Annotated in this window: 21 protein-coding genes; 5 read left to right on the top strand and 16 right to left on the bottom strand. The window is 65.9% G+C overall.

Annotated features, from left to right (window positions below):
* Positions 1-180 precede the first annotated feature (180 nt).
* The 5 genes from H5T65_08145 (at position 181) to H5T65_08125 (ending at position 8,101) form a co-directional block, all read left to right on the top strand.
* Positions 181-726 carry an O-acetyl-ADP-ribose deacetylase gene (locus H5T65_08145; protein MBC7259205.1) on the top strand — a complete coding sequence of 182 codons (546 nt, stop codon included), beginning with the start codon at positions 181-183 and terminating at the stop codon, positions 724-726.
* A gap of 863 nt (positions 727-1,589) precedes the next feature.
* Positions 1,590-2,756 (top strand): trypsin-like peptidase domain-containing protein, encoded by a 1,167-nt coding sequence (locus H5T65_08140; GenBank protein ID MBC7259204.1) that lies wholly within the window; start codon positions 1,590-1,592, stop codon positions 2,754-2,756.
* A 67-nt stretch (positions 2,757-2,823) separates the two neighbouring features.
* Positions 2,824-5,700 carry a cellulase family glycosylhydrolase gene (locus tag H5T65_08135; protein ID MBC7259203.1) on the top strand — a complete coding sequence of 959 codons (2,877 nt, stop codon included), beginning with the start codon at positions 2,824-2,826 and terminating at the stop codon, positions 5,698-5,700.
* Between the two features lie 295 nt (positions 5,701-5,995).
* Positions 5,996-7,405 carry a hypothetical protein gene (locus H5T65_08130; protein MBC7259202.1) on the top strand — a complete coding sequence of 470 codons (1,410 nt, stop codon included), beginning with the start codon at positions 5,996-5,998 and terminating at the stop codon, positions 7,403-7,405.
* Between the two features lie 39 nt (positions 7,406-7,444).
* Positions 7,445-8,101, top strand: coding sequence for a DedA family protein (locus H5T65_08125; protein ID MBC7259201.1), 657 nt, complete (start codon positions 7,445-7,447; stop codon positions 8,099-8,101).
* 54 nt (positions 8,102-8,155) lie between these two features.
* On the opposite strand, the gene chrA is transcribed toward H5T65_08125, so the two are convergent.
* The 16 genes from chrA to H5T65_08045 form a co-directional block, all read right to left on the bottom strand.
* Positions 8,156-9,322, bottom strand: a complete 1,167-nt coding sequence (chrA, locus tag H5T65_08120) for a chromate efflux transporter (protein MBC7259200.1) — start codon at positions 9,320-9,322, stop codon at positions 8,156-8,158.
* A gap of 8 nt (positions 9,323-9,330) precedes the next feature.
* A complete protein-coding gene (locus H5T65_08115) occupies positions 9,331-9,726 on the bottom strand; it encodes a dinitrogenase iron-molybdenum cofactor biosynthesis protein (protein ID MBC7259199.1) in 396 nt (131 codons plus the stop codon).
* Between the two features lie 188 nt (positions 9,727-9,914).
* Positions 9,915-10,334 carry a helix-turn-helix transcriptional regulator gene (locus H5T65_08110; GenBank protein MBC7259198.1) on the bottom strand — a complete coding sequence of 140 codons (420 nt, stop codon included), beginning with the start codon at positions 10,332-10,334 and terminating at the stop codon, positions 9,915-9,917.
* Between the two features lie 72 nt (positions 10,335-10,406).
* The gene (locus H5T65_08105) at positions 10,407-11,348 is read right to left on the bottom strand and encodes a radical SAM protein (GenBank protein MBC7259197.1); all 942 of its coding nucleotides are present in this window, start codon (positions 11,346-11,348) and stop codon (positions 10,407-10,409) included.
* A gap of 10 nt (positions 11,349-11,358) precedes the next feature.
* Positions 11,359-11,580 carry a hypothetical protein gene (locus tag H5T65_08100; protein MBC7259196.1) on the bottom strand — a complete coding sequence of 74 codons (222 nt, stop codon included), beginning with the start codon at positions 11,578-11,580 and terminating at the stop codon, positions 11,359-11,361.
* Positions 11,581-11,584: 4 nt separating this feature from the next.
* Entirely contained in the window at positions 11,585-11,785 is a 201-nt protein-coding gene (locus tag H5T65_08095; protein MBC7259195.1) for a CooT family nickel-binding protein, read from the bottom strand.
* A 5-nt stretch (positions 11,786-11,790) separates the two neighbouring features.
* Positions 11,791-12,678, bottom strand: coding sequence for a P-loop NTPase (locus H5T65_08090; protein ID MBC7259194.1), 888 nt, complete (start codon positions 12,676-12,678; stop codon positions 11,791-11,793).
* On the bottom strand, positions 12,675-13,544 hold the full coding sequence (locus H5T65_08085; protein MBC7259193.1) for an ATP-binding protein: 870 nt from the start codon (positions 13,542-13,544) through the stop codon (positions 12,675-12,677). Before H5T65_08085 ends, H5T65_08090 begins: the two co-directional genes overlap by 4 nt.
* The gene (locus tag H5T65_08080) at positions 13,541-14,029 is read right to left on the bottom strand and encodes an MOSC domain-containing protein (protein MBC7259192.1); all 489 of its coding nucleotides are present in this window, start codon (positions 14,027-14,029) and stop codon (positions 13,541-13,543) included. The genes H5T65_08085 and H5T65_08080 overlap by 4 nt, the downstream gene beginning before the upstream one ends.
* A 23-nt stretch (positions 14,030-14,052) precedes the next feature.
* Positions 14,053-14,238: a hypothetical protein gene (locus tag H5T65_08075; GenBank protein ID MBC7259191.1), complete on the bottom strand. Its 186-nt coding sequence runs from the start codon at positions 14,236-14,238 to the stop codon at positions 14,053-14,055.
* A gap of 43 nt (positions 14,239-14,281) precedes the next feature.
* Positions 14,282-14,527 (bottom strand): zinc ribbon domain-containing protein, encoded by a 246-nt coding sequence (locus H5T65_08070; GenBank protein MBC7259190.1) that lies wholly within the window; start codon positions 14,525-14,527, stop codon positions 14,282-14,284.
* A 39-nt stretch (positions 14,528-14,566) separates the two neighbouring features.
* The gene (locus tag H5T65_08065) at positions 14,567-15,004 is read right to left on the bottom strand and encodes a 4Fe-4S binding protein (GenBank protein MBC7259189.1); all 438 of its coding nucleotides are present in this window, start codon (positions 15,002-15,004) and stop codon (positions 14,567-14,569) included.
* Positions 15,005-15,040: 36 nt separating this feature from the next.
* Complete coding sequence (locus H5T65_08060; protein ID MBC7259188.1) at positions 15,041-15,589, bottom strand: NifB/NifX family molybdenum-iron cluster-binding protein; 549 nt, start codon at positions 15,587-15,589, stop codon at positions 15,041-15,043.
* A 113-nt stretch (positions 15,590-15,702) separates the two neighbouring features.
* Positions 15,703-15,936, bottom strand: a complete 234-nt coding sequence (locus tag H5T65_08055) for a zinc ribbon domain-containing protein (GenBank protein MBC7259187.1) — start codon at positions 15,934-15,936, stop codon at positions 15,703-15,705.
* Between the two features lie 79 nt (positions 15,937-16,015).
* Entirely contained in the window at positions 16,016-16,930 is a 915-nt protein-coding gene (locus tag H5T65_08050; GenBank protein ID MBC7259186.1) for a sulfite exporter TauE/SafE family protein, read from the bottom strand.
* A gap of 14 nt (positions 16,931-16,944) precedes the next feature.
* Positions 16,945-18,024: an Mrp/NBP35 family ATP-binding protein gene (locus H5T65_08045; protein ID MBC7259185.1), complete on the bottom strand. Its 1,080-nt coding sequence runs from the start codon at positions 18,022-18,024 to the stop codon at positions 16,945-16,947.
* Between the last annotated feature and the right edge of the window lie 326 nt (positions 18,025-18,350).

The raw sequence follows: 18,350 nt of genomic DNA, 5'->3' as shown, positions 1-18,350 counted from the left end.
TCTCCGCGCGCTCTGCGGTGAATTCGGTTTCGTAGGGCGGCTTTCCATAGCCGCCGGAGGCAGGGGGCAGGTATGGCAACCTGCCTACACTGCATGCGTTTCACGCGCCGCGTGCTTGCCGGGCGCGCCCCCCGCGTGTAAAATCTCCTTGCGCAATCCTCGTACAGGAGGCATGACGTTATGGAAGTGCGTATCGGCTCGTCCATCCTGGAATTGGTAGAAGGCGACATCACCCAGCAGGACACCGACGCCATCGTCAACGCGGCGAATCCCAGTCTCCTGGGCGGCGGGGGCGTGGACGGGGCTATCCACCGCGCGGGCGGCCCGCAGATTCTGGAGGAATGCAGGCGCATCGGCGGCTGTCCCACCGGTGAGGCCCGCATCACCAACGCGGGGCGGCTGAAGGCGAAGAAGGTCATCCACACCGTCGGGCCGGTGTACTACCGCGACGGCGACCGCGCGCCCCACCTTCTCGCCAGCGCCTATCGCAACTCGCTGCGCCTAGCCTCCGAGCACAATCTGCGGTCTGTGGCCTTCCCGTCCATCAGCACCGGTGCGTATGGGTATCCGATGGAGGAGGCCGCGCCCATCGCCCTGCGAACGGTCATGGATTACCTGCGGGAACACCCGGAGATAGAGCGGGTGCGATTCGTGCTGTTCGGCCGCGTCGCCTACGAGACCTATCGCCGCGCGCTGGAGGGCCTGACGCGCGAGGGGGACAAGTAACTGCGAATCCACGCCAATGTTCTCTCTGCGGTCTCAGCGGTGAAACCGGCGCGGGAGAGCGCGGGGCTAAACCCCCGCGCTACGAGGGCGAAGCCCCTTCGGGGCTCTGGTTAGCCCGCAGGGCTTTGCCCATTCAGCCCGATGCTTCAGCGTCGGGCGTAATACCTTCGCGTAGATTCGTGTTATTCGTGGATGACTCCACTCAGCCCGATGCTTCAGCGTCGGGCGACAAGCGCCTACCGCGGACATGCTGAGAGCCGAGGTGGGCCGCCTCGGCTCTCTATGTGAAAAGGAGGAGAAGAAGAGATACCTTGTGTAGGCATGGTTCCTGACGCACGCTTTCGGGGGAAGCTCTCGGTCAGGCCACCAGCCATCCTGACAATCTGGCCAAGAACCATGCCTTTGTTCTATACGCAGCATACCACAAATTCCCATGCGTTGCTTGACGTTTCCCCTACGTTTTCCCTACGTTTCGCAAACTCCAAGGGACTCGGAGGCCCGTAGAGGCAGGGGCAGGCATGGAAACCTGCCTCCACGCTCGCTCTCCACGAATCACGCGAATCCACACGAATGGAGAATACTCGCAGGGCGGCTTTCCATAGCCGCCGCGTAGGGCAGGTATGGAAACCTGCCCTACGTTCTTCCGAGGTTCTCGCCGCAGAGAGCACCAAGAACGCAGGGATTCCCGGGTAAATCTCTGTGGTCTCCGCGCGCTCGGCGGTGAAACAGGTGCGACGCACCTTCGGAAGGGCGCCGCACCTGTCTCACCGACACCGAATAGAGCCAGGCCGCGACCGCCGTTGCATTTGCCAAAGCCGTCGGCCTATGCTAGAATACCCGCTACCACAAGGAGGGTAGGGGTAATGACCCGTGAGCGTTCCGGCTGTTGGACGCTAACGCTGGCGGTGATTTTTTCGTTGATCTTTGGCACACTCGCGGGGGGAGTGGCCGGGTTTGGCGTCGCCCGTTGGATGGCGGCGCGCGCGGTCGTTCCCCCGCCGAGTCCGACGCCGCAGGTTGTCCAGCAGCCAACCCCCGCGCCCGCTTCGCCCCCGCCTACCGTGCTGACGGTGCAGGAGGAATCGGCCACGATCGCGGTGGTGGCCAAGGTGGGGCCTTCGGTGGTAACCGTGGTCAACCTCAAGACGCCGCAATGGGATTTCTTCGGCAACCTGCGCCAGCCCCAGTCGTTGGGCAGTGGGGTTGTCATCGCCCCCGATGGCTACGTGATTACCAACAACCACGTGGTGGAGGGCAACGCCTCGCTCAGCGTCATCACCGCCAGCGGGCAGAAGTACGACGCGGAACTGGTAGGCGCGGACGACTTGAGCGACCTGGCGGTGTTGCGCATCCTGGGCGACCCGGGCCTGCCCATGGCCGAATTGGGCGACTCCGACGCCCTGGTCCAGGGGCAGCGCGTCGTGGCCATCGGCAGTGCCCTGGGCGAGTTCAAGAACACCGTAACGGTCGGGGTCATCAGCGGCCTGGACCGCTCCATTGACATGGGCGAGGGGTTCCGCATGGAGGGCCTCATCCAGACCGACGCGGCCATCAACCACGGCAACAGCGGCGGCCCGTTGGTGAACCTTCAGGGCCAGGTCATCGGCATCAACACGCTTATCATCCGCGGCGACGGCACCACCCTGGACGTGGCCGAGGGGCTGGGGTTCGCCATCCCCAGCAACACGGTGCGGATGGTAACCGCGCAACTCATCCAGTACGGCTATGTGCGCCGGCCGTACCTGGGCATCAGCCACGTGGAACTCACGCCCGGCATGGCCACCTACTACGGCCTGTCGGTTACGCAGGGAACGCTGGTCGTGCGGGTCGTGCCGCGATCCCCGGCAGACCAAGCGGGCCTGAAGCCCGGCGACGTGCTCCTGGCCATCAACGACGAGACGCTGGACAGCGAGCACCCGTTCTTGAACGTTCTCCTGCATCACCAGCCGGGAGAGACGGTTACGCTCCATGTGAACCGGTATGGTCAGACGCTCACGCTTCAGGCGACCCTGGGCGAGAGTCAACGATAGGCAACCCGGATTTTGCAAGTAAGACCGTGCGCACGCATCACCACACCGCAATAGGAGTGATGAAGACATGCAGAAGAGCAACTTCATCTGGAAGTACCTCTCGGGCCAGTGGGCGGAGCAGATCGTAACCTTTGCGATCATCCCGCTGTTGCTGGTCGCGAGCCTGCTGCTACCACCGTTCCGAGTCGTAACGCGCATCTCCGACATTGGCTGGACGGCCGTCCGGTACGACGGCGCGACGCTGGAGGACCCGGACGGGACGATCGTTCACATCCCCGCCGGGCTTCCGGGCAAGATTCTGAGGGCGCGCTTCTCATCGGTGCCTCGTGAGCAGTTCCTGAACGGCCGGGCGGGCGACGAACTGGCCCAAGCCGCCAGCGCCCTGCCGCAGGCCATCGCGCCGCGCAGCCCGCTCTACCAACTGCAGTTCAAGCAGGCTGCGCCCGTGCCGGTAACGCTGACCATCCCCATTCCCAACGATTCCGAGCCTGTGCAGGCGCTGGACCTCTACGAGTGGACCGGCGCGACGTGGCGGTGGCTCCCGTCCACCGTCCACCCGGACCAGGACATCATCACGGCGGAACTGCCCGAACCGCCGTCGGCGTTCCTGGTGGCGCTGGCCCAGCCTGCGGCCAAGGAGAGTCCGTCGTCGGGGGTGAGCGGCGGCAGCGCCGCGGTGGGGGTGGCCGGGATGCCGTCGGCCAACGCGCTCGCGCCCGCGCCGGATGGGTCGGTGCAGCCCGTGTTCCGCGCAGGCGCTTCGGAGATTTCCGTTTCTCCGTGGGCGGTCCTGCCGCTGCTGACCAACGTGGATGAGAACGGGCAGGCCGACTTCCCGACACTGGATGCCATCCTGGGGGACGAGACGCGGATGGCGAACCACATTGCCGCCATTGTCAAGTGGGTAACCGATGGCAAACATGCAGGCGTTACGCTGGACTATCGTGGCTTTGATGCGGGGTTGACCGACCGCTTCAGCGACTTTGTGGGCGACCTGGCGGCAGCCCTGCACGAGGTCGGGGCGACGCTGGCCGTCCGAGTGCCCGCGCCGGTGGCCGACGGCGACACCTGGGACACCGGCCCTTACGACTGGGCGGTGCTGGGCCAGCGAGCCGACGTCGTGCGCTTTGCCGCCCCTTCGGACCCGAAGGCGTGCGTCGCGGGCGGCGCGCTGGATCAGATGCTGGCATGGGCCGTCAGCCGGGTCCCGCGCCAGAAACTGGCCGTGGAGTTCTGCGCCATGAGCCTGGACGTGTCCGCGGCAGGGGTACAGCATCTCCCCATGTCCGAGGCGCTGCTCCCGTTGAGCCGCCTGGCCGTGCAGGGCGGCGCGGTGGAGGTGCTGCCCGGCCAGCCGCTCACCCTGACCGCCGGTCTCTCGCCCGAGGCGAAGATCGCGCTGGATCCGGCCACCAGCGCCTACATCTATGAGTACACCGACGCGCAGGGCGCGAAGCACACCGTTTGGATTGACGACGGGGCCGCGTTGGCCCGCAAGCTCCAGACGCTGGCCCCCTACCGCATCGGGGGCGTGTTCCTGACCGACCTCACGGGCGATCCGGTGGAAGAGCGGTTGGCGAGCGCCCTGGAGCAGTACCGCGCCGACCAGGCGGCCAGCGTCAAGCCCAGCGAGTTCACGCTGGTCTACACGGTGCAGGGCGGCGATGGCCCCGTGGCCGAGGCGACCCGTTCGCTCCAGGATGGCGTATACACCTTCATGGCGGATCAGCCGGGCGAGTACGTGGTGGCCGCGGGGATTTCGCTGGACGGCGGGCGCACGGTGAGCGGGCGAGGCGACCGCGTCGCCGTCAAGGTGGTAACGCCGACCCCGACGCCCACGCCTACGCCGACGCCCACGCCGAAGCCAACGGCGACGCCGAAGCCCAAGCCTGTCGTGCCCAAGGTGGGCGGGTTCTTCGGCTACGGCATCCAGGCGCACTTCATCAGCCAGGGCGATCACGACCGCATCATCGGGGCCATCAAGGGCCTGGGCTTCTCGTGGGTCAAACAGCAGGTGCGCTGGGAGGACATGGAGAAGACCAAAGGCCAGATTGACTGGGGCGAACTGGACCGCATGGTGAACAATTGCAGCGCCAACGGCCTGAAGATCTTGCTGAGCGTGGTTACGGCCCCCGACTGGGCGCGCCCTGGCGACACCGATTTCAGCGTCGCCGGCCCGCCGGCCAACCCGGATGACTACGCCAACTTCATCGGCCAGGTGGCAGCGCGATACAAGGGCAAGGTCCAAGCCTACGAAATCTGGAATGAGCAGAACCTGTACTACGAATGGGGCGGCCGCGGCAAGAAACTGAGCGCGGCGGCCTACATGGAACTGCTAAAGCGCGCCTACCGCGCGGTCAAGGCCGTGGACCCGAGCGCCATCGTTGTCAGCGGCGCGCTCACGCCTACCGGCTGGCACGACTACGATACCGCTGTGGATGATGCCATCTACCTGGAAGAGATGTACCAGCATGGCCTGAAGAACTATTGCGACGCTATCGGCGCGCACCCCAGCGGCTACAACAACCCGCCCGACGCCACGGTCGGCTACACCGACCCCAACGAACCTGGAAACAAGGGGCATCGGTCGTGGTTCTTCCGCGCCACGATGGAGCAGTACCGCAACGTGATGATCAAGTACGGCGATTCGGGCAAGCGCATCTGGGTTACTGAGTTCGGCTGGGCCAGCACCGAGAACCTGGGCGCAGGCCCCGCGCCGGGCTACGAGTACGCCGCCAACAACACCGAGGCCGAACAGGCGCAGTACATCACGCGCGCCTACCAGATGGGCAAGAACTGGGGCTTCGTGGGCGTCATGTTCCTGTGGAACTTGAACTTCGCGCCGGTGGCAGGCCCCGCCGACGAGAAGGCAGCGTTCGGCATCGTGCGGGCCGACTGGAGCCTGCGACCCGCCTACGCGGCGCTGGCGAATATGCCCAAGTAAGGGGATAACCGAGCATTTGCACGCGCGGAGCACGGGCCAGTCCTGACCCGTGCTTCGCGTTGAATGGGACTGACCGTACCTCACCCCCTCAATCCCCCTCTCCGCTTGCGAAGAGGGGGAGGCCGAAGGCGGGGGTGAGGTTTCTACCCGCATCTCCGCTTGCGGAGAGGTGGAAGCCGAAGGCCGGGGGTGAGATTCTTACCCGCATCTCCGCTTGCGGAGAAGTGGAGGCCGAAGGCGGGGGTGAGGTTTCTACCCGCATCTCATTCGCGGGTCAATTATGAAGTGAGGCAGCATGCGAAGACAACGCTGGCAACCCATTGACGGATTGGAACCTGAGCGCGCAACGGGCGCGAAATGGCTGGCCGTGGCGACGGTCGCCGTCGTCTTTCTGCTGGTGTTGGCGATTCTGTTCGCCGTGTGGGCGGTGTTCATCTACCAGCCCGCGGCCAGCGTGGCGCCGACGCCCACCAAGACGCCGCGCCCACCGGCAACGGCGACCCTTGCGCCGCCCACGGCAACGCCCCTGCCGCCCACGTCCACGCTGGCGTTTGCGCCGACGGACACGCCCGCGCCAACCGCGACGCCGGCCCCGACAGATACCCCCGCGCCGACGGCCACTGCGCCCGCCCCAACGCTGACGCCCAAGCCCACGCGCATCCCCGCGCCGCGCATGAAATCGCCCGACTACGGGATGCAGATTTTCGGCTGGTGGCGGCCCGAAGTCGCCGACCGCGACATGGGCTATGTGCGCGACGCCGGGTTCACCTGGATCAAGCAGATCTTCGCCTGGTACGACATTGAAGGCGCGGGCAAGGGACAGTACGACTGGTCGCGCAGCGACCGCATCGTGGCCCAGTCGGAGCAATATGGCCTCAAACTGCTGGTGCGCGTGGACACGGCCCCCGACTGGGCCAAGGGCGGGCTCGGCCCCGTGCGCGATTTCAACGACTTCGGCGACTTTCTGTACGCCATGGCCAGCCGCTACAAGGGCCTGGTGGATGCCTACCAGATATGGAACGAGCCGAACCTGTCGCGCGAATGGGGCGACCAGCCGCCCGACCCCGCGGCCTATGCCCGAATGCTCAAGGTGGCGTACACGCGCATCAAGCAGGCTGACCCCAATGCGTTTGTGGTGTCGGCGGGGCTGGCCCCCACCACGCGGGATGATGCCGTCGCCATGCCCGACGAGAAGTTCATCCGCGGCATGTACGCCGCCGGGGCGAAGCCCTACTTTGACTTCCTGGGCGTGCACGGCGCCGGATACAAGGCCCCGCCCGAAGCCGATCCGGCCGACGTGGCCCGCGACCCCGTGCTCACCAACAACGACCCATCGCCCGAATCCATGAAGCGCATCTACTGCTTCCGCCACGTGGAAGACCTGCGCAAGATCATGGTGGAGGCCGGCGACGCCGACAAACAGGTGGTGGTGCTGGAATTCGGATGGACGACGGACACCCGCCCCGATTCCCCGTACCGCTGGCACGCGGTGTCCGAAGAGGAACAGGCCGATTACCTGGTGCGCGCGTATCAGTGGGCCAAGGAACACTGGCAGCCGTGGATTGGCCTGATGAGCCTCATCTACATCGCCAACCCCGACTGGACGGAGAACGACGAGCAGTACTGGTGGGCCATCACCTACCCGTCGTGGCCCGTGCCCAGGGTGCGGCCGGCCTATGAGCGCCTGAAGGCCATGCCCAAGTAGCGCGCCGAGTTTACATCCCGACAAGGAGACCTGAAACCCATGCACGCGATTGAGCAGCAAATCGTGGACTTTCTGTACAATCTGTTCAACACCATCGGCTGGCCCGGCGTGGTCGCGGCGATGGCGATTGAAAGCGCCTGCATCCCCCTGCCCAGCGAGGTAACCATGCCCCTGTCGGGCTGGATGCTGGTGCAGGCAAAGGGGCTTTCGGCGTGGCATGTGTTGTGGGCCGCGTTCTACGGTGGGCTGGGCTGCACCATCGGCTCCATCATCACCTACTGGATTGGCGCGCTGGGCGGGCGGCCCTTGCTGGAGAGGTACGGCAAGTACGTCCTCATCTCGCGCCACGACATGGAAGTGGCAGACCGCTGGTTCGCCAAGTACGGTGAGGCGACGGCCTTCTTCTCGCGGTTGCTGCCTGTGGTGCGGACGTTCATCTCGCTGCCGCTGGGGATGGCGCGCATGAACTTCGCCAAGTTCACCATCCTGGCGTTCGTCGGTTCGTTCCTCTGGTCGGGCGTGCTGGCCTACCTGGGCTACGTGTTCGGCGAGCACTGGGTGCAGGTGCGTGAGGCCATGCGCCCGTTTGACATCCCCATCCTCATCGTGCTGGTGGGGCTGGTGGCGTGGTACGTGTACACGCACATCAAGCGGGCGAAGCGACAGGCGAAGGCCGACGCCGAACCCGCGGCGTAAGAGAAACGAGCGACGCACCACAGTAGTCAGGCGCGTCGCTCGTTGTCTGCGACTTTACCCGAACAGCAGGAGTCGGAGCAAGCCCACTGCCGCGCCGCCCGCGACCAACCACCAGGTCTCGGCCCGATACCGCAGGAGCAGGGCCAGGCTGGCCGCAGCGATGGCCGCGGCTGCGATGTCCGGGACCGCCGAGCGCGCCAGGCCGATGGCGACGGCGACGATGAGCGCCACCACGGCGGCGTTCACGCCCTTTAGAAATGCCCGACCCAAGGCCCAATTCCGCACCTTCGGCAGGTATCTGCCCAGGAGCGCGGTGATGAAGAACGACGGCAGGAATACAGCGATGGTCGCCGCTACCGCGCCGGCCCACCCGCTCACGAGATACCCGATGAACGTGGCCGAGGACAGCACCGGCCCCGGCGTCATCTGCCCCACGGCGATGGCATCCACCAACTGCCGCTGGGTGAGCCATCCCAGGCGGTTCACCACGTCCTGTTGGATGAAGGCGAAGAGCACCATGCCGCTACCGAAGAGTAGCGCGCCGACCTTCAGGAAGAACAGCGCCAGGGCGGGCAGCCGATCCTGCGCGGTCAGCGCCCCTGCGGGCAGCAGCGCAGGCAGGCCGGGCGCCATCATGAGGAGGGGCGCGGCGCCCGCTCGCCACGGCCCCGCGTAGAGCAGGATTCCCGCCACCCCGGCCGCCAGCAGGATGACGACCTGGTCCACCCCCAGCAGCGCGGCGGCCAGGCACGCCGCGGACAGCACGGCGAGTCGCCAGTCTCGGATGGCCGTTTTGCCCAGGCGGTAGGTTGCTGCCACGATGATCGCCAGGATCGCGGGGTTGATCCCGTAGAAGATGGCGCCGACCTGGGGCAGCGAGCCGTAGGTTACGTACAGCCATGCGAGCGCGCCGGAGATGAGCGCCGCCGGAAGGATGAACGCCGCGCCGCCCACGAGTAGGCCGGGCCACCCGGCCCGCAGATAGCCGATGTGAATGGCCATCTCTGCTGCGTTCGGGCCGGGCACCAGGTTCGTGGCCGAGAGCATGTCCAGAAAGTACTCGCGGGTGAGCCAGTTGCGCCTGCGGACCGTCTCGGCCTCCATAAGCGCGATGTGCGCCGCCGGCCCCCCAAAGGAGATGGCGCCCAATTTCAGGAACAGCGCGGCCACCTCCCACAGGCGCTGCCGCAACGGTGGCGCTGGCGCAGATGATGCTGCCATAGGCCGGGCTAGTGCAAGAGTTCGGTGTGGTCCACGATGGTGCCGTTGGCGTATGCGAGCACGGCGTCGTCAATGCGCGCAATGTCTGTAACCACCGGTTTGATGCCCATCCGCCTCATGCTGTCGTAAGCGCCCCAGCCCATGCCGCGGCACAGCAGGGCCTCGCAGTCTGCGATGGCGTTCGCCATGCGGATGTGCTTGTCGTGGCTGGCCGGGTCGGTGCCGTGGCGCTGGCCGGGAACCTCGGCGTGCTCCTGGTGGATGAACTGATTATGGCCCATCTTGTCGCGCAGTTCGCGGGCCACAATCTGGCCGTTCTCCACGGTCAGCACGGCGTAGTAGGGCGCGCGCCCGAAATGCTGGCTGATGGTGATGCCGTCGTCTGTAATGCATGCGATCTTCATGTTGTTCTCCCTTGAGTTAGGATGGAGGGCCGATTGCCGTCAGCGGTCTCCGCGCGGCGCCTTGCCCTGGTGTAGCCATTGGGCTATATCCACGATAGCGCCCAAAAAGTGGGCGCGGTCCCATTTTGTGTCGGTGGGCAGTGTGCGATGCACTTCCGGAAGTGCGTCGTCCGTTACCACTGCGATCTCTATGTGCATTCCTCACCCGCGCTTTCCGGTGCGCTCCCTATCGGCTCCTGTCCCGATTCGTGGAACTCGCCTCGGCCGTTCTCCATGTGGTGGTCGTAGGCGTCCAGGAACAAGTGCAGGACGCGGTCGGTGGCGCGGAGTTCCTCCACCCATGCCTTGAGGTGGGCGTCGCCTGCGTCTGTGAGCCGATAGACGCGGCGCGGCGGGCCGCCGGTCTCTTCGGTATCCCACTCGGACACGATCATGCCTGCCTGCTCCAGGTCGCGCAGGACGCGATAGACGACGCTCTGGTCCACGGGGTAGGTGTCCAGCCCCAGACGCGCCAGCCCGTCGATCAGGCCGTAGCCGTGGGTTGGCCGGTCGTGGAGCAGCAACAGGACTGCCGGCTCCACGAATCGGCGGATGCGCCGTGGCCTCACGGCGTCGTCATCGCATGGCGGTCCTTCACATCGGCAACGTGCGCGCATCAATCTTTCCTCCTTATTCCTTCCCTACGCAGCCCTAGGCCCTGCATACGTCCAGAAAGCATGGCCCAAGTATTCGCGCCGCCGGGCTTGCCCTTCGCACTCTAGCCGAGCCAGCGCCGCCGCCACCTTCTCATGGCCGTACCCGCCGAGGGCTTCGTACAGGTCCCCTTCGGGGATCGGGTGGCGCCGGATGATGTCCAGGACGGACTCGCCCAGGTTGCCCTCGCTTGGGATGCTCACCGTCCCGCGATACGGCGCGATGAACTCCGCTCTGTCTCCGAGGGCGCTCACTGCTGCCTGTACCCGTTCATCGCTCGGAATCTGCACCCACGGCTCGGCGGGCGGGCGTATAGGGACGTTGACCTGTATGGCGTCCGGCGACAAAGCGCGCAGTGTCTCGCCCAGCCGCGCCAGGTGTTCGTCGCCGTCGTTCAGGCCCGCCACCAGCATCACCTCAATCCACAAGAGCCCGCCGTACATCTGCCTGAACTCGCGCAGACCCCGAAGAAGGGAGTCCAGGCGGATTGATGGGTGCGGTCTGTTGATCCGCCGAAAAAGGGCAACGTCTGCCGCGTCCACCGTCGGGATCACCACGTCGGCAGGCATTACCTCTTCTCTCACCGCGGGCTCGCTCAGCAACGCACCATTTGTGATCACGGCCACCGGCAGCGAGGTCAGGCCCTTGATGGCTCGGATGAGCCAGCCAAGGCTCGCGTACAGGAGAGGCTCGCCTTGCCCGACAAAGGTGATGTAGTCCACCTCGCCAGGGCCGAGCCGCTGGAGCGCCCTCTCAATCTGATTCAGTATCGCCTCGCGGGGGACGAAATCCTGGCGAGCGGTGGTGAAGCGGCGGGTGCGCCCCAACTGGCAATACACGCAATTGTAATTGCACGTCTTGAACCGCAGGGGGTCTATCCCCAGCGATTGGCCCAGACGGCGAGAGGGCACGGGCCCGAACACGTACATGGGACGTCTCCTACCGTTGCGGCACGTTCAGGTCGCGGAGCGCGGCGGCAAGGGCCTGGTTGGCCTGCTCCAGAGCCGCCGCGGCAGCGCGAATGTGCGCAGCGGCCTCACCACGCCCGGCCGCTTCGGCCCGCTGCGCCCACTGGCGAAACTCCTCCGCGTGCTCCGCGTTGTGCTCGGTCCAGTGGGGCAACAGTACCGCCAGTTTCTTCAGGTCGTCCAAGTTGGCCATGGTCTCACTCCTCCTGCTCCAGCGGCTCCAAGGTAACGTTGTGCTTCAGGAAGTCAATCTCCCGCACGCGGGCGCGCAGCGTAACTGGCGCGTCAAAGAAACTCTGGATGCGCACCCCGCCCTCCACTTCCTGAAGCAAGATGACATCGCGCGTGACTTCTTCCTTCTGCTCGCCGCGGCGCAAAAATACGGTTGCCTGACACATGGCGTCTACCTCCCTTGATGGAGCGAGTCCCGAACGGCATTCCAAACGCGCCTGATCTGCTGCGCCACGGCGCTGTCGCCGAACTCGGTAACGGTCTGCCCGCGGACCATGGCCCGCGTAACGGCGTCATCGTAAGGAATCTCGGCCACGAGCGGGATGGCGCGGGCTTTGCAGAAATCGGCGACCTGGGCCGCGCGGGACGGGTTGATGTCGGATTTGTTCACGCAGACCAGCGCCGGGATGCGGAAGTGCGCCGTCGTCGTCAGGATGCGCTCCAGGTCGTGGATGCCCGAGAGTGTGGGTTCGGTAACGATGAGCGCCAGGTCCACGCCGGTAGCGGCGGCGATGACAGGGCACCCGATGCCCGGCGAGCCGTCTATGATGACCCAGTCGGCCTGGGTGGCGCGGGCCACGTGCAGTGCCTTCTGCCGCACCAATGTAACCAGTTTGCCCGAGTTCTCCTCGCCCGGGTAGAGCCGCGCGTGAAACAGCGGCCCGAAGCGCGTCTCGGACTGGAACCACCTGCCGGAGACGGCCTCCTCCATGCGAATCGCGTCGGTGGGGCACTGGTAGTAGCACAGCGCGCACCCCTCGCAGGCGAGATTGTCCACGCGGTAGGCGTCCGCGCCCGGGATGATGGCGTCAAACCGACAGAGTTCGGCGCACCTTCCGCAGGCGGTGCACAGGACCGGGTCAATGAAGGCCTTCTTGGCCGAGGAGAACTCGGCTTCCTCCAGCACTACGGGCGACAAGAGCAGTTCCAGGTTGGCCGCGTCCACGTCCGCGTCCACCATGACCGTCTTCCCGTCTTGGGAGGCCAGGTGGCCCAGCGCTGCGGCGACCGTCGTCTTGCCCGTGCCGCCCTTGCCGCTGAGGATCACGATTTGCTTCATGCCGACCTCCCGTGGGCGTTCTCGCGGATGTGGGCCAGAAGCGCCTCAAAGGCAGGCCGGTACTCCGGCAGCGCGTGGATGAGAGGCACGCCGTCGGAGTAGGCCTCGGCGATGCGCCGATCCAGCGGGATGCGCAGGAGCACGGGGATTCCGGCCTCGCGGCAGAAGACCTCCACTCCCTCGTCGCCGACGCCATCCTTGTTGATGACCACGCCGGTTGGAATCCGCAGCACGTCGCGAGCGACCTCCGCGGCCAGTTTCAGGTCGTGCAGGCCGAAGGGCGTCGGCTCCGTAACCAGCAGGGCGAAGTCCGCGCCGCGCAACGTCTCAATCACCGGGCAGGACGTGCCGGGAGGGGCGTCCAGGATGATGTCCTCTTCAGGGGCAGTGACGGCGGCCGCTTCCCGCTTCAACCGGCGGATGATGGGCGTGGCCATGGCCTCGCCTACGTTCAACACGCCCTGACCAAACGCCATCTCGCCCGCGCGCCCAAACTCCAGCAGGCCAATGGCGAACGGAATCTCGGAGATGGCATGTTCCGGGCAGTTCACCGCGCAACTGCCGCACCCGTGGCACAGTTCGCGGAACACCATCACCTTTTTGGGGAGCACGGCAATCGCGTGATACTGGCAGACCTTGCCGCATTCCCCGCAAAGGGTGCAACGTCCGGCATCCACTTCGGGGATGAGGCTGACCGCCTCAACCCGACGGTTCAGTTCCGGCTTTAGGAACAGGGCTGCGTTGGGAGCCTCTACATCGCAGTCCAGGAGCGTAACCTGTCCCTGCTCGGCTGCAGCCAGCGCCAGGCTGGTCGCTACGAGGGTTTTGCCCGTCCCTCCCTTGCCGCTGGCGACCACGATTCTCATCGGGACTGCTCCTTCGGCTCGCTTTCGGAGCGAGGGGCTTCGCGCCCGACGGCGATGTGCGCCACGGGGTCCCCGCGCTGGACGTGCCCGCCCTGGAGGACGCGGCAGAACACGCCCTCCTGTCGCAAGAGCGAAACGCCGTGAAAGTCATACGTGTGCGGGGCGTCGGGCGGCTTGCCGATCTGGACAACTTCCAGGATTGCCGGGCCGATGAGGATTCGGTCGCCCACGCGAATGGCGCCGATGTCCAGCCCCTGGATGGCGAAGTTGTCGGCGAAGCACCCGGGGCGCGCGTCTATGCCGAACTCGTCGCGCGCCCGCAGGATGCTCTCATAGGCGATGAGGCTCACCTCAAACGCGCCGGTGCCCGCGTGGGCGTCGCCCACCAGGCCATGTCCGGCGCGGAGTTCGCCGCTGCCGACGTCAACCTTCGGGTCTGTTCGTCTTGTGCTGGCGCAGACTGCCATGAGAGTGCCCTGGGCCATACGCGTGTGCTCCTCGCGACCCGTCATTCCCGCTGCATGGCGGTGCCGCACTTGGGGCACTTCATCTGGTAGCACGGCTGGGCCACCTTGTGCTCCACGCGGTGGCCGCAGTTGGGGCAGACACAGTAGCCGCCCGGCCCCGCGCCCGGACGGTTGCCTCCGCGTCTGCCTCGGCCTCCGCCGCCTCGTTGTCCTCTTCCGATAACCATTTTGCTCTCTCCTTTCCAGGCTGCCTAGCCACGCATGGCTAGATCAGCGCCGATCCCTGTGGCAACCTCCGCCCGAGTCGCAGGGCGGCTTGTCGCACCGCTCCTCGCGCCCGCAGCAGGTGTGCCCCGTGGCGCTTTGGGGCTTTCCCATCCGATGGTGGGAAGCGGATATGCGCTTCTCAAACAAGGGCGCACCGCAGTTGGGACATTTTGGATCATCGCCCCCGCCCATGACCAACACCTCAACAGTCTGACAGCAGTTGCCGCAACGATACTCGTAGATAGGCATGTTCCCTCCCGAATCACCGTTTCCTTGCGGCGCAAGGCTTCAGGACTTGCCCCGGCGCCGACGGCGGAGGCGTCGCGCTTCGTTGTCAGCGCTGCCCGTGCCAGCGGTGCGGCTGGGCGCGCGCGCAGCCAGCCACGTGTCCACGATGCGGGGCAGGATCTCCCGCCCTGCGAAGGCGATGACCGCGCCCACCGCAGGCGCGATGCTTTTCGTCCACGATGCCGCGACGCTGCGGGATGGGGACTTTGCGGGCGTCGGGGGCTGCGGGATACCCAGCGGCTGAACCTCGCGGGATTCCGCAGCATTGACCCCCATGGAAAGCGCGCCTTCTGGGCATGCGGGAATGCACAGCCCGCATGAGTCGCAAAGCGTTTCGTCCACGTCGGCATGTCCGCCCGCCACGAACAGCGCGCCTTGGGGGCAGACGCTGACGCATGTGCCGCACCCCGTGCAACGCTCACGATTTACCTGGATCATGATACTGCTCCTTGGGCAGCATGGGATGGCGGGGCATCAGCCGCCGCGTCTCCCTCCGCCGCATCTGCCGCGACCGCCGCCGCGGCCCATACCTCTGCCGCCGCCCCTGCCCATGCCTTGTCCCATGCCTCTGCCGGCCCCTTGTCCCGCGCCCCGGCCTGCGCCGAGACCTGTGCCCTGGCCTGCGGGCCCGCTCACGGTAGTACCGATGATGCGCGGCGCGGACTTTCCGGCGTCGGCGGGCACGGTCGCCTCTCCGACGTTCTGCAAGTTCCCGGCGCGGAACGCTTCCACGGCTTCCCGCACGGTGCCCTGCGCCACGGGATAGACGGCCACGCCTGCCGCGTTCAGCACTTCCATCGCATTCGGGCCGACGTTGCCGGTCAACAGTGCCTGTGCGCCCTGCTCTACGATGAACTGGGCGGCCTGGATTCCGGCGCCGCCCGATGCATCCATTGCGGGATTGGGTACGGCGCTGAATTCCATGGTGTCTGTATCTACGAACAGGTAGAACGGGCAGCGCCCGAAGACCGGGCTGACCGCCGAATCTAGATCGTTTGCTGTAGCACTGACAGCAATCTTCACTTCGGACTCCTTTGTGTTTGAATTGCCGATCTTGCTGGCGGGTAGGGGGCGGCTCTCACCCCGCGGGAACGCGGCATGAGCACCCGCCCCGCTTGTTCTGGCCTACGCGTCCCCTACACCCACCTGGGCCCGCGCCCGGCTCCGCCACGGCCTCGGCCGGCGCTGGCGGGACCCCGGCCCCTGCCAGCCCCACGCCCGCCACGGTTGTAGCCGCGGTCCTCCTCGGCGCGGTGCACGTTCTTGCTGCCGCAGTTCGGGCAGGTCATGGACGCCCCAGGCGTGCCCGTGCCATAGGCCACCTCAAACGTGTGGCCGCAGTCGGCGCAGCGGAATTTTCGCATCGCCATCGTGCTCACCTCCTCTCATTCACGAAAGACGTTGTCATGCCCAGGAGCCGCTCCTGTCCCCATTGACAGGCGGCGGGCATTACCAAATCTGGATTCCAAAGAATGCGGTGATGAACTTGACCGTAACGTACAGGAAGTACAGGCCGAAAATCAGTTTCAGCGTGGCCGGTTTGAACCGCTTGATGATGGCAGCGCCCACCTGCGCCCCAACGATGGTGCCCGCGGCCAGCAGGAGGCCGGTCGGCAAGTCCACAAAGCCCTGCGCCAATTTGATGCCGCCGCCGACTACCGCCAGCGGGATCATCGTCGCCAGGGATGTGCCCATGGTGATGTACACCGGCGCGCCGAACAGGTAGATTAGCCCGGGCACAAGCGCATACCCGCCGCCCAGCCCCGCGACCCCCGTCGCAACGCCGATGATGAAGCCGAAGGTCCCCATTCCCGGGCCGGATGCGGTGATGGCTGTCCCCTCGCGCTTGGGCATGGCGCGCTGCGTCAGGCCCTCGTAGGTCATGCGGATGGCCGGCCACAGGAAGATCAGCCCCAGGATCAGCCCGAGCAATTTGGATTGCGCGGACAGCAGGGTGAACAGCCAAGAGCCGAGCAGGACGCCGAGAATGCCCGCCCCGCCCAGCCACAGGAAAGCGCGCTTGTCCAGGTTCCTGCGCACCAGGTGCCCGTAGGCACCCGACACGGCCGTGAAGATCACGGCGAACAGCGTGGTCCCGACAGCAATGGCCGCCGGATAGCCCATCCAGAAGTGGATGACCGGCAGCATCACACTGCACCCTCCTGTGCCGATCAGCCCTCCGAGCAGCCCCGCGAGAAAGCCCACCACTACCAGGGTGAGGCCCTTTGCCGTGTCCATCACCGACACGCCGGCTGCCGCGCCGGTGCCCGTTGCGATGGCCCACACGGCCAGCGCGACGATGACGAGCAACAGCACCGCGGTGGGAAGTTGCTCGCGCCAAAAGGTGGATGTTTTCGCTGCCATTTCATACCTCCTCGCTATAGAATCGGTTTGGTCTGTTCCTCCGGGACTCGCTTCAGCAATTCGTCAACAGCGGCTTCAAATCCTTCCGGGATGTAGGATTCAATCTCGCCTTCGTCCGACAGGGTCGCGATGCGCGGCTCAATGGGGATTTGCCCCAGCACCGGCACGCCCATCAGGGCCGCCGCCTCGGCCGTGTGGCTGGGGCCGAAGATCTCCAGCCGCTCTCCACAATGGGGGCACACGGCGTAACTCATGTTCTCCACGATGCCCAGCATCGGCACGTGCAGTTGGAGCGCCATCTGCGCGGCCTTCCGAACTACCATGCCCGCCAGTTCCTGCGGCGATGTAACCAGGATGATCCCGTTGAGCGGGAGGCTCTGCATAACCGTGAGCGGCGCGTCGGCGGTTCCAGGCGGCAGGTCTATCAAGAGGTAGTCCAGGTCGCCCCAGAAGACATCGCCCCAGAACTGCTTGATGGCTCCGCCGATGAGCGGGCCGCGCCAGATGACCGCGTCGTCCTCGTTGGGAAGGAGCAGGTTGATGGACATGACCCGAATGCCCGTCTTGCTCTTCACAGGGGCGATGCCGATGGGCGTGGACGAGGGCCGCTCCGAGATGCCCAGAATCTTGGGGATGCTGGGGCCGGTGATATCGGCATCCAGGATGCCGACGCGCAGGCCCTTGCGCCGCAGCGCCGCCGCCAAGAGGGCCGTTACCAGCGACTTGCCCACGCCGCCCTTGCCGCTCATGACGGCGAGGACGTGCTGAATGCGGTTCAGGTGCGCGGCCATCCCTTCTTCCTGCTGGGGGCTGCTCCCCACGGACGCGAAGGCGCGGGCGCGCTCCTCGTCGGTCATCTCCTCCAGTTTCACGTCCACTTTGCCGACGCCGTCCAGGGCCAGGACCGCCTGGCGCACGTCTTCGGCGATGGAGCCCGAAAGGGGGCACGCGAGGGTGGTGAGGGCCAGGGTAACTTCAACCTGGTCGCCCCGAATGTTCACGTCGCGCACCATGCCCAACTCGGTGATGCTCTTCTGCAACTCGGGATCCATCACGTTGTCCAGGGCTGCAATGACTTGCTTCTCGGTAACCACGCTATTCCTCCCCGATAGAATTGGCTTTGCCAGCCACTCGTTGCGTATTGCAACTAAATGCAATTTGCACATAGTATACACCTACTTCTGCGCGTTGTCAAGTACGGCATGTCCGCGTACCGCCCGACGTTGAAGCAGCGGGCTGAAAGGGCGAAGCCGTGGGGGCTTGCATCCCTCACCCTAGCCCTCTGCCGGCGGGAGAGGGGCGGACAGGGGTGAGGTGCGTGTCGGAAAACTCAGGCGGTTCGTGGGCATGGGCACCTTCTGAATATGAACGCGTGCAAATGGTGTGCTTGAATCTGCGCCTGCCAGTTCGGGGCATCCCA

It is taken from the genome of Chloroflexota bacterium (assembly GCA_014360805.1).
GTDB lineage: Bacteria > Chloroflexota > Anaerolineae > DTLA01 > DTLA01 > DTLA01.
The sequence above is the reverse complement of the archived record's forward strand: the minus strand, read 5'-3'. Positions and strand labels throughout refer to the sequence as shown.